This window comes from Campylobacter lanienae NCTC 13004 (genome assembly GCF_002139935.1).
In the GTDB taxonomy this organism is placed as follows: domain Bacteria; phylum Campylobacterota; class Campylobacteria; order Campylobacterales; family Campylobacteraceae; genus Campylobacter; species Campylobacter lanienae.
Map to the genome: position 1 here is coordinate 765074 of NZ_CP015578.1, position 25499 is coordinate 790572.

Consider the following 25499-nt stretch of genomic DNA (forward strand, 5'->3'; position numbering starts at 1 on the left):
TCCAAATTTAACCAAGCTTCATAATAACTTAAATTCAAAATAACCAAATCATATAAAATATCAAATTTTAAGCATATTTTGGCTACAATACCCCATTTTATTTAAGGGAGCAAAGATGAAAGCAAAAGATGTCAAAAAGGTAGTTTTGGCCTATAGTGGCGGACTTGATACTAGTATAATTTTAAAGTGGCTACAAGATGAGTATAAATGCGAGGTTGTTACATTTACAGCTGATATCGGTCAAGGCGAAGAGGTAGAACCAGCAAGAGCCAAAGCAATTAGCCTTGGTATAAAACCTGAAAATATATTTATTGAAGATCTTAAAGAAGAATTTGTGCGTGACTTTGTATTTCCTATGTTTAGGGCAAATGCTATATATGAAGGTGAGTATCTTTTAGGCACATCGATTGCTAGACCATTAATAGCTAAAAGACTTGTAGAGATAGCAGCACAAACCGGGGCTGATTGTATCAGCCATGGCGCTACGGGTAAGGGAAATGATCAAGTTAGATTTGAGATTGGTGCTTATGCTTTAAATCCAAATATCAAAGTTATTGCCCCTTGGAGAGAGTGGGATCTAGATAGTCGTGAAAAGCTCTTAGCCTACGCTTCAAAACATGGAATAGATATTAGCAAGAAAAAGGGTAAATCTCCATACTCAATGGATGCGAATTTGCTTCATATATCTTATGAAGGGTTGATTTTAGAAGATCCAAATAACGCACCTGAAGATGATATGTGGCGTTGGACTACAAGCCCAAAAGATGCTCCAAATGAGAGCGAAATCATAGAAATCACATATAAAAATGGCGATCCAGTAGCACTAAATGGCAAAGAGTTAAATCCTAGCCAAATGCTTCAAGAGCTAAATAGACTTGGTGCTAAGCATGGTATCGGCAGACTTGATATAGTCGAAAATCGCTATGTAGGGATGAAAAGCCGTGGTTGCTATGAAACCCCAGGTGGGACTATAATGCTAAAAGCTCATAGGGCAATTGAGAGTATAACCTTAGATAGAGAAGCAGCTCATTTAAAAGATGAATTAATGCCAAGATATGCTAAATTAATCTACAATGGATATTGGTTTTCTCCGGAAAGAAAGATGCTTCAAGCCGCTATCGATGAGAGTCAAAAGCATGTAAATGGCGTAGTAAGAGTAGAATTATATAAAGGCAATGTTATAATAATCGGTAGAGATAGCAAGAGCGATAATCTATTTAACGAGGCTTATTGTACCTTTGAAGAAGATAGTGTATATGACCAAAAAGATGCAAATGGATTTATCAAACTAAATGCTCTTCGTTTTATCATCGCTGGTAAAAATGGTAGAAAAATTGATTAATAGAATTTAACCAAGCTATGAAGTATAAGTTAGATTGTAAAGATAATTTCAAAAGCTCTATGCTATTTTGGCTTGGTAGATTTGTGAAATATAAGCTAAATTCACTCTCAAATAAGGAGCTAAAAGATCCAAAAGCCCTAGCTAGTGTGAATTTCGCTTTGACAAAAGGTGTAAAAGATATTGATGAGTTAGATGGCCTAGCTAAGGTCGCTAGAAATGCCGGTTTAACCGGTATAAATACATATTTTAATCCGCTTAAAAAGATCTATGAAACTCTAAGCTATTATGATCTTGAGAGTTTAACGCAGATTGATGAAGATCTATTAAGCGAGGTTTTGGCTAGTGCCACTGGCTCATTAAGCGATGCGAGTAAGAAAAATTATAGGATAGCGGCTATAAATTTTTTTAGCTATTTAAGCAAGCAAAATGAAGAAAATGGCAAATCTCATATATTTGATATTGAGCTTAAAAATTGGGGTGGAATCAGCGGAAGGCGTGGCGCTAAGCTACCTGAATTTATGGGTGAGGATGAAGTAAAGAGATTTATAGCGGCTATTGATACGGCTGAATTTAAGAGCAATACGCATAGAAATAGGCTAATTATAAAGATTATTATTTTTACTGGAATTCGTGTGAGCGAAGCTATAAATTTAAAACGAAAAGATATTAGCCAAGAGGGTGATTTATATATCATTAGGATACGAGGCAAGGGCAATAAATATAGAGTTGTGATGGTCAAAAAGCATCTCATAGATACGCTTTTGGACTCTATAGCTATCAACTATATAAATCAAGATGGATATATATTTGTCAATCGCAATGGTGGGAAATTAACCCAAGCTTATGTGAGTAGAATAGTGGAGCAAATTTTGTTTCAAGCTGGTATTAGAAAAGGCAAAAATGGCGCTCACATGCTTAGACACACATTTGCTACAATGCTATATAAAAAGCAAAAAGACCTAGTCTTAGTCCAAGAAGCGCTAGGTCACGCTAGTCTAGATACATCTAGAATTTACACACATTTTGATAGTGATAAGCTCAAATTAGCCGCCAAAGTAGCTGAAGAGTTAAATGATTAAGGGTGAAGATTAATGTATGGAGTTGATGCTAAGCTATTTTATAGTTGTACTATTTTGATTGCTATTGGTATGGTATTTTCACTCTCATTACCAGCTTTTACCGTGCTTTATTACGATTATTCTAGTTATCACTTTTTTATTAGGCAGTTTGTTGTTGGGGTGGTTGGAATTTTCATTATGTATCAGCTCTCGCAGATCGACCCTGATAAGAGATGGATAGGCTCGCTTAGTGCTTTTGAAGTGATAGGATTTACTCTATTTTTTGGCTCTTTTTTGGCTATGGTTATTATGCAGTTTTTGCCATCTTCGCTTGTGCCTGTTACTGGTGGGGCTAAGAGATGGATAAGAGTTGGGCCTATATCTTTATCGCCTGTGGAGTTTTTTAAGATTGGCTTTGTCTTTTTCTTGGCGTGGAGTTTTTCAAGAAAGCTAGATCACAATAAAAAACGCTTAAAAGATGAATTTTTACTTCTTTTTCCATATTTTATTATTTTTGCTATTGCTGTTTTTTTGATCGCAATTTTACAAAAAGATCTAGGTCAAGTGGTGGTTTTGGCACTAACTTTGATAGTTTTGGCGACATTTGCTGGGACTAGTAAAAGATTTTTTGGTTTGTTTGGTCTGGCTGGGGTGATTTTGGTATTTTTCGCTATTATAACCCAAGAGCATAGGATTAGGAGATTTCAGTCTTGGTGGGTAACAAATCAAGATTTTGTATTGTCATTTTTACCTGCTAGTATGGCTGATATTTTAAGAGTTAGCGGAGCAGAAGAGCCATATCAAATAGGCCACTCGCTAAATGCAATTTATCATGGCGGGTTTTTTGGTGTGGGGCTTGGTAATGGGACTTTTAAGCTTGGATTTTTAAGTGAAGTTCATACGGATTTTGTATTGGCTGGTATCGCTGAAGAGCTTGGATTTATAGGGATTTTTCTCATTACTTTGATAATGATTTTTGTGATTTATAGAATACTTAAAATTTCATCAAGAAACAAAAATAGAGTCTATCATCTATTTAGCTTAGGCATTGGGACTATTATCACGATGGCGTTTTTAATCAACTCATACGGTATAACATCAATTACGCCGATTAAGGGGATTGCGGTTCCATTTTTGAGTTATGGAGGGAGTTCTATTTTGGCACTTTGTGTAGGAGTTGGGATGGTGCTTATGATTAGCAAAAAAGCAGATCTATCATGATAGCGATAACTGGCGGTGGCACGGGCGGGCATTTGGCTATTGCCAAAGCGTTTGCTAATGAGTTAAATTCTCGTGGTATCAAAGCGATATTTATAGGCTCAAGTAGCGGACAAGATAAAATGTGGTTTGAAAATAGCGATATATTTGAAGCTACATATTTCTTAAATAGCAGCGGTGTGGTAAATAAACGAGGTTTTGGTAGGTTAAAATCTTTAATTAATATATTAAATTTAGCTTTTAAATGTAAGAAAATTTTTAAATTTCATAAAGTTAGTTCAGTTATTAGTGTAGGTGGATATAGTGCGGCTCCAGCGGCATTTGGTGCTATTATTTGGGGTAAAAAGCTATATATCCATGAGCAAAATGCTGTAATTGGTAGGTTGAATTTGATTTTAAAACCATTTGCTAGGGAGTTTTTTAGCTCATATTTTGAGCCGAAATTTGACTATCCTGTTGATGAAAAATTTTTTAAAATAAGCAGAATTCGCAAAAATTTAAATACAATACTATTTCTTGGTGGTTCACAAGGGGCGAATTTTATCAATAATTTAGCTTTGAATTTGGCTAAAGATTTAGATAAAAATGGTATTAAAATCATCCATCAATGCGGTCAAAAAGATTATGAAACCATCGTAGAAAAATATAAAGAGCTAAATATAAAAGCCGAAGTTTTCGCTTTTAGCAAAGATATTGATCTATTTATGAGTAGGGCGGATTTTTGTATTAGTAGGGCTGGGGCTAGCACTATTTGGGAGCTTTGTGCGGCTAGTTTGCCTACGCTTTTTATACCATTTCCATACGCTGCTAATAACCATCAATTCTACAATGCGAAGTTTTTAAACGATCAAAATGCGGCTATGGTATTAAAAGAAAATGAGATAGATAACAAAAATTTGCTTAATATAATTTATAATCTAAATTTAGAAGATATCTCACAAAAATTGATAAATTTGCTAAATAAAAATGGCTCAAAAGTGATAATTGATAGGATTTTACAAGATTACTAGATGATGGCGAATTTATGGTTATTTAGCTTAAAATTTATAATTTTGGTTAAAAAAGATATAAATTTGGTATAAAATAGCCTGTTTTTTGCGTAAAATAGGCCAAAACTCTTGAATTTGGTATTAAAATAGTGTAGAATTAGATTACAATTTTCCAAATAAGGATCGATTATGACAAAAGCAGAATTTGTAAGCCTTGTAGCTAATAAAGCTGGTTTAACAAAAAAAGATGCAGAAGCTGCACTTGATGGTGTCCTTGAGACAATTAGCGAAGTTCTAACAAAAGGTGATAGCGTTACTTTCGTTGGTTTTGGTACTTTTAGCGTAACTGAAAGAGCAGCTAGAACAGCTAAAGTCCCAAGTACTGGTAAAGAGGTTAAAGTTCCAGCTAAAAAAGTTGTTAAATTTAAAGTTGGTAAAAATTTCAAAGATGCGGTTGCTAACTGCAAATCTTGTAAGAAAAAATAATCTTTTTTCCCTCTTTAAGTAAAGAGGGATTATCTCATTTCTATTATAAAATCTACAAATTAAAATCAAAATTCAGCCAAATTTAGCTAAAATAACTCCTATGAGAGTGGATAAATTTTTAAATATAGTCAATATCACAAAACGGCGTGCTATTAGCGAAGATATGTGTAAAAGTGGCGTAGTAAGCATAAATGGAGTTGTGGCCAAGCCTAGCAAAGAGGTAAAAATAGGCGATAAGATTACTATTAAATTTATAGTTAAAGAAGTGAGCTATGAAGTTTTAGCTATCCCAATGACTAAATCAATCCCAAAAAGTGAGCAAAGTAGCTATGTCAAAGAGATTTGAGCTAGGGTTAAATGAGCTTGATAAGTTGATAATAGAGTTACCAAATAGCGGTATTATCGCACTTAGAGGGAATTTAGCTAGTGGTAAGACTACGCTTAGTCAAGCAATTATCAAGACTCAAGCTACATCGCCGACTTTTAGCATTATGCAAGAGTATGATGGAATTTATCATTATGATATCTATCAAGGCGGATTTAAGGCGATTAAACAAAATGGTTTATATGAGAATTTTTATGAAGATGGGCTTCATATAGTTGAGTGGGCAGATGATGAGTTGATTGAATTTGCTAAGAAAAATGGCCTTGATATATGTATTGTGGATATTGAAATTTGCGGTGATAAGAGAATTTATGAGGTGAGTTATGCATAGCTTAGAGGTTAGAAATTTAAAAAAAAGCATTAAAAAAACTGATATTATAAAAGGAATTTCGCTTGAGATTAAAAGCGGTGAAGTGGTTGGGCTTTTAGGCCCAAATGGAGCTGGTAAGACTACGACTTTTTATATGATTTGTGGGCTTATTTCGCCTAGTAGTGGCGAAATTTTGCTTGATGGCGAGAATATCACGGCTAATCCACTACACAAAAGAGCTAGGCAAGGGATCGGCTACCTGCCTCAAGAGAGTAGCATTTTTAAAGATCTATCAGTAGAAGAAAATCTTATTTTAGCCGCACAAATCATCTATAAAGATAGCAAAACTATCGAGCAAAAAGTAGAAGAGATGCTAAATTTGTTAAATATCGAGCCTATTAGATCTAGAAAGGGGCTTAGTCTAAGCGGTGGCGAAAGACGCAGATGTGAGATCGCTAGGAGTTTGATGATAATGCCAAAATTTTTACTACTTGATGAGCCTTTTGCTGGGGTTGATCCAATCGCTGTGGCTGATATACAAAGCATTATAAATGATCTTAAAAAGTTAAATATCGGAATTCTAATCACAGATCACAATGTGCGTGAGACTCTAGCTATTTGCGATAGAGCCTATGTGATTAAGGGCGGTGTCTTGCTAGCTAGTGGAAATGCAAATGAAGTAGCAAATAATAAACTTGTTAGAACTCACTATCTTGGTGAAGAGTTTAGATTGTTAGACTAATGAAACTATCTCAAAAACTCACTACTAAAGCTAAATTAAATCAAACTTTACGAAGTTGGTTGCCGATTTTACAGGCTTCTAGTGATGAGCTTAAAGAGACATTGGAGCCATTTTTAGAAAAAAACCCATTTGCTCAAATCGAGCCAAACCCAAAAAGCAGATCATTAAATTTCTATAACGACCTATACAAAACCAGCATAAGCGATACTATAGAATCAAGCATTGTCTATAAAGAGAGTCTTTATGAGAAGTTATATAAGCAAATTGATGATAGATTATTTCCATCTAAAAGATCAAAAGAGATAGCAAATTTAATCATTGAGTCTATTAGCGATGAGGGGTATTTTGAGTGGGATGATGAGAAATTTGCGAATTTCGCTAAAGATGAAGTGGAGAGAATCCGAGCTAGATTTGCCTATTTAGAGCCTGTGGGTGTCGGAGCTGTGGATTATAAAGAGAGCTTTATATTTCAGCTTAATGATCTTTGTGATGATGATGAGATATATAAACTTTGTGTTGAGATTATTGAAAATTTTGAAAATATTAGTAAATTCACAAAACGCAAAAACTACGATATCGCTATGAATATAATCAAAAAATTCAAAAACCCTCCAGCTATCGAGTATATGGATAATGAGATGTTGGTTGTCCCTGATATTTTTGTTTATGATAGTGATAATGGTATAGAAGTGGCGATTAATGATGAGTTTTATCCGCATATCCATATAGATACAGAAGGGGTGGATGAAAAGAGCGAGTTTGTATCTAGCAAAATCAAAGAAGCGAAAGATCTAATTGATGCTTTAGAGATGCGTAAATCCACACTTCATAAAATTGGTTTAATGATAATAGAGTATCAATACGACTACTTTTTTGGTGGCGATATAAAGCCGATGAAATTAAAAGATATTGCTGAGGATTTAGGTAGAAATCCATCTACAATTAGCCGTGCTATCCAAAATAAATATCTAAGCTCAAAGCGTGGAATCGTCCCGCTTAAAAACTTCTTTGCAGCTGCAGCTTCTCAAGAGGTTTCAAATGCTGCTATTAAGGAATTTTTATTAAATTTAATTAAAAATGAAAATAGGGCTAAGCCACTTAGTGATGAGGCGATTTTGGCTAAGATTGAAGATGAATTTAATATCAAGCTAGTTAGAAGAACAATAACCAAATATCGCAAAATGCTAAATATAGCTAGCTCAAGCGAACGCAAAAAATTATACGCAATTCAAGGATAATTAAAGAGTAATTAAAGGTGAGTTGGATAAAATCAAAAAAAGGATAAAATATGCAAATTGATATAAATTTAGACAAAAATAGCTACAAAGTATATATAGATGAGCTTTCTAAGCTTAAATTCAAAGGCAAAGTCGCAATCATCACAAATTCCAAAGTCGGTGGATTATACCTAAATGATATCTTATCAATAATTGAAGCTGATGAGAAGTATGTAATCACCATAGCAGATGGAGAAGAGTATAAAAATTTAGCTACAATCGAAGATATTTTAGAACAGCTTTTTGTAAGTCGCCTGGATCGCTCTAGCACTATAATTGCTCTTGGCGGTGGGGTGATTAGCGATATGGGCGGATTTACGGCTAGTATTTATGAGCGTGGGATTGACTTTATTGCTATCCCTACTACTCTTTTGGCTCAAGTTGATGCTAGTGTGGGTGGCAAAACTGGGGTAAATAATAAATTTGGTAAAAATTTAATCGGTAGTTTTTATCAACCTAAGGCGGTATATTGCGAGAGTAGATTTTTAAAGAGTTTGCCTAAGCGTGAGTTTGCCGCTGGGATCGCTGAGGCGATTAAGATGGCTATTATGTTTGATAGGGAGTTTTTTGAATTTTTTGAGAGTTGTGATATAAATAATCAAGATGATTTAACCAAAATTATCAAACGATGCGTTGAGTTAAAAGCTATGGTAGTTAGCCAAGATGAGCGTGAAAAGGGGCTTAGAGCGGTGTTAAATTATGGACATACCTTTGCTCATGTGATAGAAAATGAGCTAAATTACAAGGGGCTTTTACACGGCGAAGCGGTGGCTATAGGGATAAATATGGCAAATAGATTAGCGGTAAATTTAGGGCTTTTGAGTGTTAAGGAATTTGATAGGATAGAGAATTTATTAATCAAATTTGATCTACCAACAAAGTATAAAATCAAAGATGAAAACGCATTTTATAATGCATTTAGTCTAGATAAGAAGAGTGAAAATAGCGTGATTAAATTCATCCTACCTAATGGAATTGGCAAAAATCTTATAAAAAGTGATATTTCTAAAGAGCGAGTATTAGAAGTTTTAGGGCTATTTAAATGAGTAAAATTATAAAAATTTTGCTATTTTTAGCTCTCTCTTTAATGGCTGAGGAGAGTCAAATTTCGATACTAAATGAGAATATAAATAGATTAGACGCAACTCTAAAAGGCAATATCTGGCTGATAAAATATGCCAATTACAACACATATCAAAATCTTCTTTTGGAGTTAGAACAGGCTCAAAATCAGCTAAAAAATATGGATAAATCTACTCAAAATTATGAAGAAACTAGTAGTAGAGTAGCTAGTTTAAAAGAGCAAATAGAGCTATTAAAAGAGTATGAGAGATCCCCGTTTCAAAATATGCTAGCCGTGCCAGATGTAGAAGAGGAGTATAAGATCACAAATCCGATTGCTATAATCGGTGGATTTTCATATATTAAGCGTTTAAAAGGTCAAAAAGCTGAGTATTATAGCCGTTTAGCGCAACTTGAGGTGGCGATAGATATCCTTAGTAAAAAGCAAAATTTACTTCAAGAGATCTATGATCTTAACAAAACAACGCCAAATTACGCAAATTTAGTTGAGATTAATAGAACTTTAAGTGAATTTAATATCGCCAAAGAGATTGCCACTACTACATTTGGAGTATATCAAACTAGATTAGATGAGACAATTAGCCGTGCTACTGATAGCCTAACTTCACAGATCAAAGAGACTTTAACTATATTTTTAACAATTCTTATTGTGATTTTGATCGGATTTTTGCTTAAATTTACAGCGAAAAAATATCTAAGTGATAATCAAAGATTTTACACCATAAATAAATTTATAAATGTGATAAACTTTACTATCATAATATTTATTTTACTCTTTGCCTATATAGAAAATGTCAGCTATATAGTTACTATTTTAGGTTTTGCTTCGGCTGGTTTGGCTATTGCTATGAAAGATATGTTTATGAGTTTGCTTGGGTGGAGTGTGATTATCTTTGGTGGGACATTTCATGTGGGCGATAGAATTCGTGTAAGATACCAAAATAGCGATTATGTGGGAGATATTATAGATATTAGTTTGCTTAGGATGACGATATATGAAGATATCACCCTTACAACTTATAAGATAAATCGCAGAAGTGGTAGGATTATATTTATACCAAATAACTATATATTTACAGAACTCATTGCCAACTACACTCACAGCGGTATGAAAACCGTATGGGATGGGATTGATATAATGCTAAGTTATGATAGCAATCACAAAAAAGCGATGCATATAATCAAAAATATAGCAAGAAAGTATTCAAAAGGCTACACAGATATAGCCAAACAACAGATGAATAAGCTTAGAGATCAATACAATATCAAAAATACAAATGTAGAGCCTAGAATATTTAGCTTTTTTGAGCCTTATGGGATTAATATTAGTGTTTGGTATATGAATAACTCATATGGCACACTAGCTCTTAGAAGCACGATTAGCGCCGAGATAATAGAGGCTTTAAATGCTGAAAATGATATCAAAATCGCATATCCTACTCAAACTCTATTTATGGGAAGGCACTTTGGTAAAATCGAAAATAGACAATTAGAATTTAATAAGGAAAATTTAGATTGAGAGTATATTTTAAAACATTTGGATGTCGCACAAATATCTATGATACCGAGCTTTTAAAAAGCTATATTAAAAATTATGAGATTATAAATGATGAGAGCTTAGCTGATATAATTGTGGTTAATTCATGTACAGTTACCAATGGCGCTGATAGCGGAGTAAGAAACTATATAAATAGTATGCGAAATAGTGGTAAAAAGGTTGTTTTGACAGGTTGTGGGGCAGTTAGCAAGGGTTTGGAGTTATATAAAAATTCAGCTATTTTTGGTGTTTTGGGGGCGAGTAATAAAGATAAAATTGATGAGATGTTAAGTAAAAATGAGCCATTTTATGAGCTTGGTGATCTAAATTTCATTGACAAAAATATAGTAAGCAACTATGAAAATCACACTAAAGCCTTTATCAAAATTCAAGAGGGCTGTGATTTCTCTTGTAGTTATTGTATTATCCCAAGTGTGCGTGGTCTTAGCAGAAGTATCGATGAGAGCGTGATATTAAATGAGGCTAGAATTTTAGCAAATAATGGATATAGCGAAATTGTCTTAACTGGGACAAATATCGGTAGCTATGGCAAAGGTAGCTCTACTACTCTTGGCAAGTTATTATCAAATCTTGGTAAAATCAATGGAATTAAGCGAATTCGCCTTGGTAGCATTGAGCCTAGTCAGATTGATGAGAGCTTTAAAGAGATATTGCGTGAGCCGTGGTTAGAGCGGCATTTGCATATTGCGCTTCAACATACTAGCCAAGATATGCTAACTATAATGAATAGGCGAAATAGGGCGCTTAGAGATCTGGATCTATTTTGCGAGCTTAGCTCAATGGGCTTTGCGCTTGGGACTGATTTTATCGTTGGACATCCTGGTGAAACGCCAAAAATATGGGATGAAGCCTTAGAAAATTTCATCAAATTCCCACTTACTCATATCCACGCTTTTATATTTAGTCCAAGAAGCGGGACAAAATCAGCCACAATGGCTATAGATGTAGATCCTAAAACCGCTAAAGAGAGATTAAAAACCCTCCAAAATATAGTAGCTAAAAATAATCTTAAATTTAGGCTAGAAAATTGCGATAAGCCTTTAGAGGTGCTAGTAGAAAAAAGCTGTGATGAGAATCTATATGAGGGCTGGGATCAATACTATAATAAGATAAAAATCAAAAGTGATAAAAATATATCAAAAGAGTGGATAAATATCAAAAATTATGAGATTACACAGGATTTTAACTATGCTCAAATTTAATCAAATTAAACTATCTAAAATCAATAAAAAATCAGCCATAGTCATTGCTAGCGTGATTTTAATATTGCTATTTGTAATTGCGATATTTCGCTCAATGCCTAGCCAAATCACGCTATTAGAGTATGATAATTATCTTCAAGCTGGTGCTATAAAAAGCGCTATAATTGATAGCAATGAAGTGATAATAAAAACAGAAAATAAGAGCTTTATCATCCCAAAAGAGATGATAAACCTAAATGAATTAGGCCAAAAAGTAGTTGTAGAGATGAGTGGTAATAGCTCATTTTTGTGGGTTATTTTGATTTTAATTATATTTGGCGTGATGGTATTTGCGGTGTTTAAGTTTATACCAAAAATAGCCAAACTAGAATCTAAAAATACAAACACTCAATTAGCCCAAGATATCGCAAATCAAATCACGCCTGTGGTATCAAATATCTCATTTAATGATGTTGCTGGCATAAAGGATGTTAAGAGTGAGTTGATTGAGATAGTTGATTTTTTAAAAAATCCAACCAAATATACAAATTTAGGCATCAAAATGCCAAAAGGGCTTTTGATGATAGGGCCACCTGGCGTTGGTAAGACCTTGATAGCTAAGGCTGTAGCTGGTGAGGCTAATGTGCCGTTTTTTTACCAAAGTGGTGCTAATTTTGTCCAAATTTATGCTGGGATGGGGGCAAAGCGTGTGCGTGAATTATTTAGCATGGCTAAAACCTACGCTCCAAGCATAATATTTATAGATGAGATTGATGCTGTAGGCAAGGCAAGGGGTGGCAATAGAAGCGATGAGAGAGAGGCGACGCTAAATCAATTGCTTACAGAGATGGATGGATTTTTAAGTAGTAGTGGCGTGGTGGTGATTGCTGCTACAAATAAGATTGAGATGATGGATGAAGCGTTATTAAGAAGTGGTAGATTTGATAGAAGAGTATTTGTAGGTCTGCCTGATATATCAGATAGAAAAGATATACTTAAAATATATTTAAATGACAAAAAGCATAATATCGATATAGATCTCATAGCTAGAAATACAACAGGGTTTAGCGGTGCGGCGCTTGCGACTTTGGTTAATGAAGCGGCTATAAATGCTCTAAGAAATAGTAGGGATATTATAAGCAATGAAGATTTTAAAGCTGTAGAAAATAGGGTAATAGATGGCAAAAAGCATCTCCATAGCTTAACTAAAAGCGAAAAACAAATTCAAGCTATCTATCAATCAGCAAAAGCTCTTATGGCTGAATTTTATGGGATTAATTATAATCAAATTTCGCTACTTAGTGATAAATTTGGTTTAAGTGATTCATATTTAAGCTCTAAAAGCGATCTTTTGGGATTGATAAGAGTTCATTTAGCTGGTATTTCGGCACTAAATTTAATAAAAGGTGAGCTATATACAAACTCCAAAGATGATTTAAAAATCGCTAAAAATATCGCTAAAGAGATGCTAGATGAGTATTTCATGGGTGAAAAGATTATACCAAGTGATGATGAGCTTGGCAAACTTTTAGATCAAATTTATATTGAAGTTGATGATTTGGTGGCTAAAATGCGAAGCGAGATAGAGCTTTTGGCTCAATTTTTGATAGATAATGAATCAGCTAGTAAAGCCGATGTGATGATGATAATACAAAGGATAAATGGTGATTAAAATAGGCGTATTAACCCTAAGTGATAGAGCGAGTGCTGGAGTGTATGCTGATGAGAGTGGCATAGCTATACAAAATATATTAAAAGAGTGGATAATAGGAGAGATAAATTTTACTTATAGAGTGATACCAGATGAGTATGATCTAATCACTGCTAATTTAATTCAGATGTGTGAAATAGGGTGCGATATTATCTTTACTACCGGTGGGACGGGGCCAGCTTTAAGAGATGTTACGCCTGAAGCGACTGAAAAAGTATGCCAAAAGATGCTCCCAGGATTTGGTGAATTGATGCGTAGTGTGAGTTTAAAATATGTCCCAACAGCGATTTTATCACGCCAAAGTGCCGGTATAAGAGATAAGAGTTTAATAGTAAATTTACCCGGCCAACCAAAAGCTATAAAAGAGTGTTTGGAGCCTATTTTTCCAGCGATTCCATACTGCTTGGATCTAATTGGCGCTTCATATATTGAGTGCGATGAGAGCAAAATAAAGGTATTTAGACCTAAAAAGAAGTAGAAATTTGCCTAAGAGCCTAAGCTCTTTTGGCGTAAAATTTAGCCCTAAACTCAGCAAATTTATCAGCCATTATCGCCTCTCTTATTTGCTTCATTAAATTTAGATAGTAGTGTAGATTATGCAAACTTGCTAGTCTAAAAAATGTAAGCTCTCTAGCCTTATATAGATGATTTAGATAGCCCCTAGAGTATCTTTTACAAGTATAGCACTGGCACTCATTATCGATTGGCTCATGGTCATTTATAAAAGCAGCCGCTTTGATATTGAGCTTACCAAAACTAGTAAATAAAGTCCCATTTCTAGCATTTCTTGTAGGCATCACGCAATCAAACATATCCACCCCACGACTTACATTTTCTACTAGATCCTCTGGGGTACCAACGCCCATTAGATACCTAGGGCGATTAGGGTCGATATATGGCATAACGCCTTGAACTGTATCATACATCTGCTCATTTGACTCACCCACACTTAATCCACCTATGGCTAATCCATCAAAATCCATATCACATAGCGCCGTAGCGCACTCTTTTCTAGCTTTATAATCAGTCCCGCCTTGTATGATACCAAAGAGATTTTGATGAGCGCCAACTCCATTTGCTTTTTGAGCTTTGTGATACATTTCAGCCTCTTTAGCCCATTTTATCGTGCGTTTTAGGCTTAGTTCTATGCGTTCTTTTGTCGCTGGAAGAGCCACTAAATCATCTAAAATCATCATAATATCACTGCCTAAATCATACTGCGTATCTAGCACACTTTTTGGTGTAAAATAGTGCAAACTACCATCTATATGACTTTTAAATTTAATCCCATTTTCATCAGCCTTAGAGCGATGAGAGAGAGAAAAAGCTTGAAATCCACCGCTATCAGTTAGAAAATTTCTATCAAATCCACTAAATCCATGAAGTCCGCCAAATCCCTTAACAACCTTGCTAGTAGGGCGTAAATAGAGATGATATGTATTGGCTAAAATTATCTTAGCGTCTAAAATTTCGCTCATATCTACCGCATCAAGACTCTTAATCGCTCCAAGTGTGCCAACTGGCATAAACACTGGAGTTTGGATTATGCCGTGAGCCATTTTGATGGTGCAAGCTCTTGCGTTTTGGCTTATTTTATCTATCTTAAATTCCATATAAATCCTTATTAAATCGACGTAATTTTATCAAAATCTTGCTTAGAATTTAGAATAATTAAATTGATTTAAAAAGCAAAACACAAGGTATTAATATATATAATATCAAATTGCTTTATTAATATAATAAATTTAGAATATGTAAAATTTTTACAGTTCATTGCTTCAACAAGCTTTCGTAAATTTTGATTTAAGCAATTTTAAATTCCAAGCTGTCTTTATAGCTATGGTAAAAAACTTTTATAAGTTTTGGCTAAAATTATAATATTCAAAAAAATCTTTTATACTTAATTATATTAAATTACTTTGTACAGTTGAGAAATAGTTATATTTTTTTCTTCTTCTAAAAATTTTAATTCTAAATAAAGAATTAAGGCTTCATTACTTATTTGAAATTTATATATGGCTTTTTTTGGTTTGGGTAATAAATACTTTTGAATAGTTATTGCAACAAGCAACTCCTGTTCTTGTTTAAAATAATCTTTTTTAATGTAGCACAAAAATTGTCTGTGATATTTTTATTATAAAATTATATGTTAAATCCTTGATTATTGATTTCTTTTGTATAGTAATTCCACATTGGTAGAGAATCATTATCAAGCGAAAAACAACATACGAACACATTTTCTTGGCTATCTGATAAAATAGAACGTAATTCCGATTGTTGTTTTTCAAACACATCACTATCTTTACTAAAACTTTCCAACCCTGCAATAATTTCGTCTTTATCATTCATGTAATTAATGTTTGTAAAATGAAGGCTCTTTTTACTCAGAATACCTTGTAGTCCATAAATAGAAGTGTAATGGAAAATAGATTTTTCTCTTGAACCTCTTCTAAAAGTAAGTTTTGATTTTTTTAAAAGAGAATAATTTATTCTTGTTTCAATAAGATGAAATTCCATTTTATGTTATATTCCTACATTTTTATTACTTATATCCATATTTTTTTTCACGGATTTCAAAGGCTATATTTCCACCTTCTAAAATTTCACAAATATGTTCCCTTATTCCTTTTGATAATAAAGTGGTAGTACATGATTCATCTACAAAGGAATCTTCTATAGCATTTGCATAGTATTCAAATTTGACACCAGCCTGATTTGGAGAACTATCACCATTTTGATTTGCAACAATTACAAGTTCTGCGTCAGCTCCAACAACTACATTTGGGTTATGTGTTGCAAGAATAATTTGTCTATGCTTTTTTTGTTTACGCAAATATGTTACTAACTGATCATAAATAGCACGATTATCTAAATCATCTTCAGGTTGATCTATAATAATTGGACAAAGACTATCATCAAAATCTAAAAGAAGTCGTAAAGCAATAAATGCTTTTTTTCCTTCTGACATTTTACTAAATTTATCACCATCATAATTTACATCATATGATATTTTGTAATAATTATTTGAGAATAAATCAATTAATGCTTGCTGGAAATTTGTTTTTACTAAAGCATATTTATCAGAAATAATTCCATCAAAGAAGTCTTTCATAGCTTTTTCTAAATCAGAAGTATTAAAATCATCATAGTTATCGTATTTTTTTATCTCAGGATTCCTTCTATTAAGTAAACTCAATGCTTTATCAAAGAAATCTTTAAATATGTATGTAGATATAGCTTGAATCTTAACTTCGTCTCGTTCCGTTAAAAGTTTTTTAGATAATTCATCAGATTTTTGTTTGAATTTTAGAAATTTACTCCAAATATCTTTAGAACATTCATCTTTAGCGGTTATTAATTTTTTTCTTTCTTCTTCTAATTTAACAATATTATTCTTTTTTATATTTTCTTCTTGTAATTTCAGAGTTTTGCTTTTTATTATTGTGTTATCTTCCTGAAGTCTTTCTCCTCGTACAAAAATTTCAGTATCAGTAATATATTTTATTGATGCATTTTCAGCTTCTATGCAATTTTCACGTTCCTGTATTTCACTAGTAATAAATTGATCCCATTGTTTATTTGCATCATTTTGTAATTTCAAATAAAACTCTTGAATTTTTTTATATGAATCATTTGAAAATTTTGAAAGTGCAGAATCTATAGGAGCAAATAGAGGAAAGTCTTTTAATAGTTTCAATTGAGTACTATCGGAAATAAAGATTTCTTTATTTACACTATGTTTTTCAAGTTGATCTTTATATTCACAATAAATTTCATCTTCTTCTGGTGTTAAATACACTGATAAACTTTTCTTTATTATTTCTATTTCTTTCTGAATTTTTAGAATTTCTGCCTCAATTCCTGTTTTATTTCCAATACTATCAATTTGACTGTTAATTTCTTCTATCTGACTTTTATACTGACAAAATTCGTTTATTTTAGTATTAATTTCAGATTTGTTTACAGTTACAAAATTATCATAGTTCTTTAATAATTCAAATTTATCAGGTTCTTTTTTTACAATTTCTTCAACAAGCTCACTTATACCAGAAATACCATATTCGTCTTCACGTACTTTTTCACTTATTGCTGATTGTGAATAATAAATAATCTTTCTATATTCATCCGTATTATCACGCCATTTAATTGATACACCTTCATTTAATTCTTTAATATGTTTATTATATTTCTTGAATTCTTCGTTATCTTTTGGTTCAATTTTGGGATCAATAGTTGAAGCTAAACAACCAAGTAAAATCGATTTACCTGAAGATCTACCACCTATTATAGTATTCAAGTTCTGATTAAACATAATTTCTTGATGATTCATTTCTGAATTATTAAAAATTATAGAATCAATAATTTGATAATCGGATTTGTCTTCTGGTTTTTCTTCACTTATATAAACTCTATCTTCTGGTTCATATAAGATTTGCTTTAATCCATTAAATGTAGGTAATGCTTTAATCCAAGTATAGCGTTTATCTTCAAAACAAAACATTTTATTTAGTTCATGTGCATCACAACCTCGTATACATGGTTTTATAGAACCATAATCCTTTATTAAATCATCTTTAGATAAAACTCCATTCCCTAAAAAGAATTTTATATCTTTAGTATTTGCCGAAAAAATAAAATCTGATAAACGATAAATTTCTTTTCTTGTAGCACTTAATGAACTATCTTGTATACCACTATTACCATCATCACTACTATTTGCAACGCCAACTATATAATGTCCTTCTAAAGATTTTGCTTTTAAGACACTTCTTAAATCAGAAAATGTAATATTAAATTGATTAAGTCCAGTTTTGTAAGCTTCTTCATCTGAGACAGAATTAGTATTTATTGCTTTTCCTAATTGGATTAATGAATCTCTATTACACTGATATTTCGAACCTGAAAATTCAAATTCAAGTTGATTAAAAAAATCTCGTCGGATTATATCTGTGCTTAAATTTGGATCGAATAAAACATGTATATTTATAGGTGTTTCAGTTCTAGTAACAGGCAAAATTCTTAATTCAACATTAGGAATTAAGTAAACATTGGGTATTCTTCCATTCTTTTGCTGTTCAACCATATATAAATAATTCTCAATAGAGAAGTAATCAGTAATTCCTAAAACAACTGTATCAGTATTTTTTTCAATTTTGTTTAAATATTTTTCCCATTTTTCTTCCTTATTCGCACCTTCAAACTGATCATTTTTACCTGTAAAAGGTGTATGAATATGTAAATCCCATTTATGCCATTCAGAACCACGAGTATTTTTATTTATCATTTGTATTCTCCTTTATTTCCAACTTTTCACACAAAGGCAACATCTGTTCAATTATTTCTACAATCTTTTCTTGTTCAGCAAGCGGAGGGAGTGGAAGGAGTAATCCAAAGAAAATATCCTTGTTCAAATGCGGAATAGCTGCTCCTTTTTTAGAATTTCGCAATAAATCCTTATTCAGTGCTATAAATTGCAATACATAAGGTAAATACAATTCATTAACAATATTTAATTTTTTAAAAGTACTACCCATTATACCTTCTTCTTTATTAATGAATACTTCTCCTGAATTTTCTCCATCAACAAGAATTAATAAATCGTTAGGTTTTGCTAATTTTCCTGAAGATAGGTACTCGGCTTCTTTTTTCCCACGAAGATATTTTGCGTCAAGTAAAGGTAATTTTATATCTTGAATTTTTTCGCCATCAGTTAATTTACAAATCTCCCCCAATCTACACCAACACCAGCTTTTAGGAATTTCAAAGGGGATTTCATCTTCTGTAATCTCACTTGCGGCAATTGGAGCGGGCTTTTTGGCTTTTGGGTTTTTCTTTTTTGTTTCTTCCCATTGGGCTAGAAGTTTTGCGTTGCGTTCTTCTATAATTTTGTCTAAAAGCTGTTTGCCACTTTCTTCTATTGTGGCAGTTTTTCGCCAAGATTTTGTGAGTTTGCCTTGTATTGCCTCTTGTAAAATGGCTTTTTTTACTTTGTCTGGAAGAGCGGTTTTTAATTCCTCTTTTTGGAGAACCGCATTTTCGTAAGCATCAACCAAAGGCAGCACTTCTTCAAGTTTTACAACAATTGCATTTTGCACGGCAAGTGGTGGGAGTGGAAACGGATATGCTTTTAAAATTTCAAAAGGAGGAATGTTCTTTATAGCTGTTCCAGAACTTTGTTTTGATGCTTCTTTTTTAAGAACATAATCAAAATATAACATCCAAAAAGCAGATAATTCATCATTATATAGTTTTACTCTCATTAATGCTTGGTTGATAATTCCAATTGGAGCATTTTGGGGTAATTTATAAACTTCCCCAATTGTTCCTGCACAACTTATAATTATATCTTCAGGTTCAACAATAAAACTCTGCATTGAATCAAATTTTTCTTTTGGAATGTAATAATCGCCAAGTGTAAAGTCTTTTTGTATTGCATTTTTTTGTTCATAAACTTTTACTGAAAATTCACTTCTTGGAACAAACATAGATTTTGTTAAACTACTTCCGAAAGGACCTTTCCTATAAAGACCAAGTTCCCCCAATCTACACCAGCACCAGTTCTCCGGAATCTCAAACGGGATTTCATCTTTTGTAATTTCACTTGGGACAATTGGAGCGGGCTTTTTGGCTTTTGGGTTTTTCTTTTTTGCTTCTTCCCATTGGGCTAGAAGTTTTGCGTTGCGTTCTTCTATAATTTTGTCTAAAAGCTCTTTGCCGGTTTTAGTTTCCCCTTCTACATTACTAATCAACTGGCCTGTTATGGCCGCTTGGAGAATTGCTTTTCTTAAATTTGTATCTTTTTTTATCTTTGCCAATTTAGTTTCCTTTTTTATGTTGTCAAATTCATCAAATTGGGTACATAATGTCATCAATATGTACCCAAAAACAATATTTTGGGTACATATACGAATGAGCATGTACCCAAAATCGTTAAATTGGGTACATATTACGATTTTACAGATTCAATAGTTTCAACTTCTGATACAACTTTTCCTTGATTTAGAAATAATTCAAATAAAGCATTATTAATATAATAATTAGATGATCCTTTTTTCATTTTTGTCAAAAGTTTTAAATCTACAATCATATCAAGATATTTTGCTGCCGTTTTGCGTTGAACATTCATATCCCGTTCAATAAATTCAATCTTTGTATACGGATGGAAAAATAAATTATTCAAAAGTTCATGTTTATATGTTTTTCCAAATACGGGTTTTAAGATTGCTTTATATTGTGCCATTAATTGCGCAATACCATTTATTAAAATAATTGTTTCTTTAGATGTAACTTCTATTCCTTTAAGAATAAACATAACCCAATTCTGCCAATCCTTTATATTTCCATCATTATCACGGACAGCTTGAATCAATTTGTAATAATCGGCTTTATTACGAGTGATATAACGACTCAAATATAAAATTGGTAAATCCAAAAGTCTATTTTGTACTAAATATAAAACAGAAATAATACGCCCAGTTCTTCCGTTACCATCATAAAAAGGATGTATACTTTCAAATTGGTGATGTATTATTGCTAGTTTAATCAATGGATCTAAATCAGATAATTCAGAATTGTTAATAAAGTGTTCAAGATTTGACATATAATGTTCAACTTCATCTCCTGTTTTTGGAGGAGCATAAACAATTTCTTGCTTAGAATTTTGTAATGTTACAGCACTTGTTCTAAACCCAGCTTTATTTTTTTCAAGCTTTTCTTGAATATTTTTAATAATGTTATTTGTAAGAAGCATATTTTCTTTTACTCTTGAAAAGCCTTCAAGCATAGCTTCTCTATAATTCATAACCTCTTTTGCTGCACTGCTAACTGCATAATTACTTACAGAAAGATCTGCTTGAAAAATCTCATCATGGGTTGTTACTATATTTTCTACTTCGGAACTTTCCTTTGCTTCTTGTATAACAAGAGAATTAATCAAAACACCTTCATTTGGAATTGTATGAGCAACTCCTTTTAATTCTGCCAACGCTTTGTTTGCAAGATTAACTTGTTTGAGTATTTCTTTTGTTTCAAGGTCAATTCCAAGTGGTAATTTAGGAATAGTATAAGTCTTTGCCAATTTTTCTCCTATAATTCAATTCCAAGAATTTCAGTAATTTTTGCTAGTGTTACATTGATTTTTTCTTCTGCAGCTTCACTATGCTTTTTATAATTTATGATTGTCTCTTTTATGCTTAAGATTTCCTCTTCTTCGTGAGGATAACCGCAAAGGTCAAGGTTATAGCCACCTTCTATAAGCTCGTAAGAAGTAAAGCATTTTGCCTTTGGATTTCCTTCTTCATCGGCTATTTCTTTACGATTATTCCACCATGCAACACAATCATCAAAATCAGAAAATTTCATCGGTTTAGTTTTAGAAAAGTGTTTAATTTCATCTGGTATATCTACACGATAAAACCATGTTTTACCGGTTGGTTCTTCATTATTGAAAAAGAGAATATTTGTTGTAATGCTTGTATAAGGAGAAAAGACACTTTGTGGCAACCGCACCACGGTATGTAGATTATATTCTGTCAGTAGCTTTTTCTTGAGATTTACCTTTGCGTTATCATTGCCGAACAAAAATCCATCAGGAATAATTACAGCGGCACGACCGTTTTTCTTTAGACGATACAAAATAACAGCTATAAAAAGATCTGCTGTTTCGCTTGATTTTAAATCAGCTGGAAAGTTTTGCTTGATGTCTTCTTTTTCGCTTCCGCCATAAGGTGGATTCATAAGAATTACATCAAATGCATCTTTTTTTGTGTAGTCCAAAAGTTTTTTTGTAAGTGAGTTATCGTGAAATACTTTTGGATTGTCAATTCCGTGAAGCAACATATTTGTTACACAGAGCATATAAGGGAATTGTTTTTTTTCGATTGCGTAAATTGAATTGTAAAGTTTTTCAGAATCTTCATTGCTGATTGATCCTTTTGCGTCTTTGATTGCTTCAAGTTCTTTTATCCAACTTGAAAGAAATCCTCCTGTTCCACAGGCAAAATCAGCCATTGTTTCGCCAATTTGTGGTTTAATCATTTTTGCCATAAACTCTGTTACGGCACGCGGAGTGTAAAACTCACCCGCAGAACCTGCACTTTGAAGTTCTTTCAAAATAGTTTCATATATTTCGCCAAAGGCATGGGTTTCTTCATAGCTTCCAAAATCAAGCTCATCAATAATATTGATAATCTGACGGAGAAGCACTCCATCTTTCATATAATTGTTTGCATCTTCAAAAGTTGTGCGCACAATACTTTGGCGAATTGGGGTATCTGAATTTATTTCAAGTTTTCTTAATGTTGGGAAAAGTTCATTGTTTACAAAATTCAAAAGCTGGTCTCCGGTAAGTCCATCATTTTGATTTTCTACATGAGCCCAATTTCTCCAGCGTAATTTTGGGGGAATTATAGATTCAAATTGTTCATCATCAAATTCCCAGTCTTCTTCTTTTGCGTCATAAACTTTTAAGAAAAGCATCCAGGTTATCTGTTCAATTCTCTGGGCATCACCATTTATACCGGCATCGTTCCGCATTACATCACGGACTCTTTTTACAAAACCACTTAAGTTGCTCATTTATTTATCCCTTTTATTTTGTCACACGGATTTTTGATTTTCTTTTTTCAGATTTTGTGTTAGCAAAATCCAATCCGTGTGACACACCTTACGCTATTTTATATAATTCATTTTCCAATTCACGAAGAGCTGTTCTATACTTATCATTTCCCCCAAACAAGGCTGCAATCCGAGAAGGTTTCCCAAACTTTGTAAATGGACTCTGCTTGAGAATTTCGGTTGACTCAATGTCGTAAATGCCAAGTTGGGCATATTTATCCAGCAGCGCATTGATCACCTCTTTTGCAGCTTCTCCATATTTACCAAAAAGATCTCGTTTCTTTACTTTTTCTGCACGCTCACGACGAGTCAAGGGCTTTTGGTCAAATGCGATATGGCAGATAAAATCAAAGTCATCCACATCCATCATATTTTGATCTTTTTTAATGAGTTCTAAATCTATACCACGCTCTTTAAGCATATTGCGTATGACTTCTTTCTTCTGCTCTTCATTCCAGGTCTGGATAAAATTTTCAAGGGTTTGATATGTTCCAAGAATACTTTCTTTTGTGTAATCTTCGATGCTTTCTTGCTTCAGAAGTTTGCCATTTGTATCGTAGATAGAAACTAGTCTTTGTAGAACCTGTACAGTAACGCTGCCTTTTCCAACAAACTGAATTTCTTTCCTACCATTTTGGCTCCCATTATCATCACTGCCATTTTCAAAATCACCCTCATATTCGCCTTCTGGCTGTGGATTTGGATTATAATCGTCATCTTGTTCAATCTCTCCATCCCATTCTGGGTCGGCAAACAAACGGCTTACACGGCGAAAATCCATTATTGTAAAATGAGTTTTTCCCTCATCATATCTCAGACGAGTTCCACGGCCAATTATCTGCTTAAACTCTGTCATTGAATTGATTAGCTCATCTAAAACAATGAGTTTTACCATCTTGCAGTCGCTTCCAGTAGAAAGAAGCTTTGATGTAGTTGCAATAACGGGATAGGGCTGCGAAACTGAAATGAAATAATCCAGCTTTTCTTTTCCATATTTATCACTTCCAGTGATACGGACAACATACTGCTCTTTTACATTGCCTTGATTATCTTTCAGAATCATATCAGTATTCAAATTGTTCAGTGCAACTCGCATACGTTCTGCGGCATCTTCTGTGGGACAAAATACAATTGTCTTGGACATACGGTCTGTTTCTTTTAAGAATTTTGTAATTTCCTGGGCAACTTCATCAATTCTATCTTGGATGACAATATTATAGTCATAATCTGAAAGATTATATTCTTGGTCTTCGATTTCAATTCCGTTAATATCCTTTTGACCTAGTTTTGGTCTCCAGCCCTCATCAATACTAGTCCGAACATGTATTACCTTGAATGGAGCAAGAAATCCATCTTCAATTCCTTGTTTAAGACTGTAGCTGTAAACAGGTTCTCCAAAATAATCGATATTAGAAACATATTTTGTTTCCTTTGGTGTAGCTGTCATACCAATCTGTGTAGCACTGCTAAAATAATCAAGAATCTTTCGCCAGCGAGAATCAGCCTTTGCAGACCCACGATGACACTCATCAACAATAATAAGATCAAAGAAATCTGGTTTGAAGAACTCTTTATATTTGGCAATTTCTGCTTCTATTTCAACTTCTGTTTCTTCAACTTCCTCTCCCTGATGCCTTGCGGAATCCAACTGTTGATAAAGGGCAAAATAGACCTGATATGCTGAAATTTTTGATTTATCTTCTTTTTGGAAATTGATTTTGTGGATTACTTTTTCTAAAGGCTTAAAGTCACCGTTAATAGTCTGATCTACGAGATTATTTCTATCAGCAAGATAGAGCACTTTCTTCTTTACTCCAGACTCAAGGAGTCTCCATACAATCTGAAAAGCCGTATAGGTTTTTCCTGTTCCAGTTGCCATTACAATCAGAATTCGGGTTTGTTGTTGTGAAATTGCCGCAAGGGTTCTATTTACCGCATTTCGCTGATAGTATCTAGGGGGATAACAATTTGAACCAGAATAGAAAGGTGTATTCAAAAGATTTTCTTCAAAGCAAAGTGGAACATCATATACTTTTGATTCTCCATCCATCGCATATCGTTCTCGGTTTTCAACTTCTAGAATTTTTGTTGCATCAACACCTTTCCACCGGGCATAAAGTTCATCTGCAGTGGGAAACTCCGAAAGGGGAAATTCTTTTTCAAGCCCAGTTGTAAAATCGTGTTCAAAAAAGCTATCTCCGTTTGATGTATAGACAAAAGGAACATTCATCATAATTCCATAGGAAATGGCTTGTTGCATACCAAATGATGTTGAATGATTATTATCTTTAGCTTCTACAATCGCAAGTGGAGTCCCTTTATTATACCAAAGAACATAGTCACATCTTTTCCCTTTATCACGACTTGGAACATTTCCTTTAATGAGAACCTTCCCATCCGTGAAATTATTTACAGGAGCTGTCTCCATGGTTATTTTTTTAATATCCCATTTTGTCAACAATGCTGGAGTAATATATTGAAGTTTAATATCTTCTTCTGTCATTTCCGATTTTGTTAATATATAGGGAGTTGCCATACAATTAT

The 25499-nt window shown here is 33.2% G+C and carries 21 protein-coding genes; 14 read left to right on the forward strand and 7 right to left on the reverse strand.

Features of this window, described 5'->3' with window-relative positions; all coding sequences use genetic code 11:
• The first annotated feature begins 115 nt into the window (after positions 1-115).
• From CLAN_RS03915 to mog, 14 genes are all read left to right on the forward strand, one after another.
• Positions 116-1342, forward strand: coding sequence for an argininosuccinate synthase (locus CLAN_RS03915; RefSeq protein ID WP_096013260.1), 1227 nt, complete (start codon positions 116-118; stop codon positions 1340-1342).
• A gap of 17 nt (positions 1343-1359) precedes the next feature.
• Positions 1360-2421 carry a tyrosine-type recombinase/integrase gene (locus CLAN_RS03920; protein ID WP_096014613.1) on the forward strand — a complete coding sequence of 354 codons (1062 nt, stop codon included), beginning with the start codon at positions 1360-1362 and terminating at the stop codon, positions 2419-2421.
• Positions 2422-2433: 12 nt separating this feature from the next.
• A complete protein-coding gene (locus CLAN_RS03925; protein WP_100590640.1) occupies positions 2434-3621 on the forward strand; it encodes an FtsW/RodA/SpoVE family cell cycle protein in 1188 nt (395 codons plus the stop codon).
• Positions 3618-4628, forward strand: a complete 1011-nt coding sequence (murG, locus tag CLAN_RS03930) for an undecaprenyldiphospho-muramoylpentapeptide beta-N-acetylglucosaminyltransferase (protein WP_100590641.1) — start codon at positions 3618-3620, stop codon at positions 4626-4628. Before CLAN_RS03925 ends, murG begins: the two co-directional genes overlap by 4 nt.
• 168 nt (positions 4629-4796) lie before the next feature.
• Positions 4797-5093 (forward strand): HU family DNA-binding protein, encoded by a 297-nt coding sequence (locus CLAN_RS03935; RefSeq protein WP_096013256.1) that lies wholly within the window; start codon positions 4797-4799, stop codon positions 5091-5093.
• A 100-nt stretch (positions 5094-5193) separates the two neighbouring features.
• Positions 5194-5439: an RNA-binding S4 domain-containing protein gene (locus CLAN_RS03940; RefSeq protein WP_096017986.1), complete on the forward strand. Its 246-nt coding sequence runs from the start codon at positions 5194-5196 to the stop codon at positions 5437-5439.
• Positions 5423-5809: a tRNA (adenosine(37)-N6)-threonylcarbamoyltransferase complex ATPase subunit type 1 TsaE gene (gene tsaE, locus CLAN_RS03945; RefSeq protein WP_096013254.1), complete on the forward strand. Its 387-nt coding sequence runs from the start codon at positions 5423-5425 to the stop codon at positions 5807-5809. The genes CLAN_RS03940 and tsaE overlap by 17 nt, the downstream gene beginning before the upstream one ends.
• Positions 5802-6530, forward strand: a complete 729-nt coding sequence (gene lptB / locus CLAN_RS03950; RefSeq protein WP_096013253.1) for an LPS export ABC transporter ATP-binding protein — start codon at positions 5802-5804, stop codon at positions 6528-6530. Before tsaE ends, lptB begins: the two co-directional genes overlap by 8 nt.
• Positions 6530-7768 carry an RNA polymerase factor sigma-54 gene (locus tag CLAN_RS03955; protein WP_100590642.1) on the forward strand — a complete coding sequence of 413 codons (1239 nt, stop codon included), beginning with the start codon at positions 6530-6532 and terminating at the stop codon, positions 7766-7768. The genes lptB and CLAN_RS03955 overlap by 1 nt, the downstream gene beginning before the upstream one ends.
• A 50-nt stretch (positions 7769-7818) precedes the next feature.
• Positions 7819-8853 carry a 3-dehydroquinate synthase gene (gene aroB, locus CLAN_RS03960; RefSeq protein WP_100590643.1) on the forward strand — a complete coding sequence of 345 codons (1035 nt, stop codon included), beginning with the start codon at positions 7819-7821 and terminating at the stop codon, positions 8851-8853.
• Positions 8850-10409, forward strand: coding sequence for a mechanosensitive ion channel domain-containing protein (locus CLAN_RS03965; protein WP_100590644.1), 1560 nt, complete (start codon positions 8850-8852; stop codon positions 10407-10409). Before aroB ends, CLAN_RS03965 begins: the two co-directional genes overlap by 4 nt.
• Positions 10406-11650: a tRNA (N(6)-L-threonylcarbamoyladenosine(37)-C(2))-methylthiotransferase MtaB gene (mtaB, locus tag CLAN_RS03970; protein WP_096013249.1), complete on the forward strand. Its 1245-nt coding sequence runs from the start codon at positions 10406-10408 to the stop codon at positions 11648-11650. The genes CLAN_RS03965 and mtaB overlap by 4 nt, the downstream gene beginning before the upstream one ends.
• Positions 11637-13301: an AAA family ATPase gene (locus CLAN_RS03975; RefSeq protein ID WP_100590645.1), complete on the forward strand. Its 1665-nt coding sequence runs from the start codon at positions 11637-11639 to the stop codon at positions 13299-13301. The genes mtaB and CLAN_RS03975 overlap by 14 nt, the downstream gene beginning before the upstream one ends.
• Positions 13291-13818 (forward strand): molybdopterin adenylyltransferase, encoded by a 528-nt coding sequence (gene mog, locus CLAN_RS03980; RefSeq protein WP_096013247.1) that lies wholly within the window; start codon positions 13291-13293, stop codon positions 13816-13818. The genes CLAN_RS03975 and mog overlap by 11 nt, the downstream gene beginning before the upstream one ends.
• A 16-nt stretch (positions 13819-13834) precedes the next feature.
• Here the strand turns inward: mog and tgt are convergent, their stop codons facing one another.
• The 7 genes from tgt to hsdR all read right to left on the reverse strand — a co-directional run bounded on the left by tgt (position 13835) and on the right by hsdR (position 25458).
• On the reverse strand, positions 13835-14953 hold the full coding sequence (tgt, locus tag CLAN_RS03985; protein ID WP_100590646.1) for a tRNA guanosine(34) transglycosylase Tgt: 1119 nt from the start codon (positions 14951-14953) through the stop codon (positions 13835-13837).
• A gap of 529 nt (positions 14954-15482) precedes the next feature.
• A complete protein-coding gene (locus CLAN_RS03995; RefSeq protein WP_100590648.1) occupies positions 15483-15857 on the reverse strand; it encodes a hypothetical protein in 375 nt (124 codons plus the stop codon).
• 25 nt (positions 15858-15882) lie between these two features.
• Positions 15883-18624, reverse strand: coding sequence for a TrlF family AAA-like ATPase (locus CLAN_RS04000; protein ID WP_100590649.1), 2742 nt, complete (start codon positions 18622-18624; stop codon positions 15883-15885).
• Complete coding sequence (locus tag CLAN_RS04005; RefSeq protein WP_167368932.1) at positions 18614-20155, reverse strand: restriction endonuclease subunit S; 1542 nt, start codon at positions 20153-20155, stop codon at positions 18614-18616. Before CLAN_RS04005 ends, CLAN_RS04000 begins: the two co-directional genes overlap by 11 nt.
• A gap of 131 nt (positions 20156-20286) precedes the next feature.
• Positions 20287-21417: a Fic family protein gene (locus tag CLAN_RS04010; protein WP_100590651.1), complete on the reverse strand. Its 1131-nt coding sequence runs from the start codon at positions 21415-21417 to the stop codon at positions 20287-20289.
• An 8-nt stretch (positions 21418-21425) separates the two neighbouring features.
• Positions 21426-22916, reverse strand: a complete 1491-nt coding sequence (locus CLAN_RS04015; protein ID WP_100590652.1) for a type I restriction-modification system subunit M — start codon at positions 22914-22916, stop codon at positions 21426-21428.
• Positions 22917-23004: 88 nt separating this feature from the next.
• On the reverse strand, positions 23005-25458 hold the full coding sequence (gene hsdR, locus CLAN_RS04020; protein WP_197736422.1) for an EcoAI/FtnUII family type I restriction enzme subunit R: 2454 nt from the start codon (positions 25456-25458) through the stop codon (positions 23005-23007).
• Positions 25459-25499 lie beyond the last annotated feature (41 nt).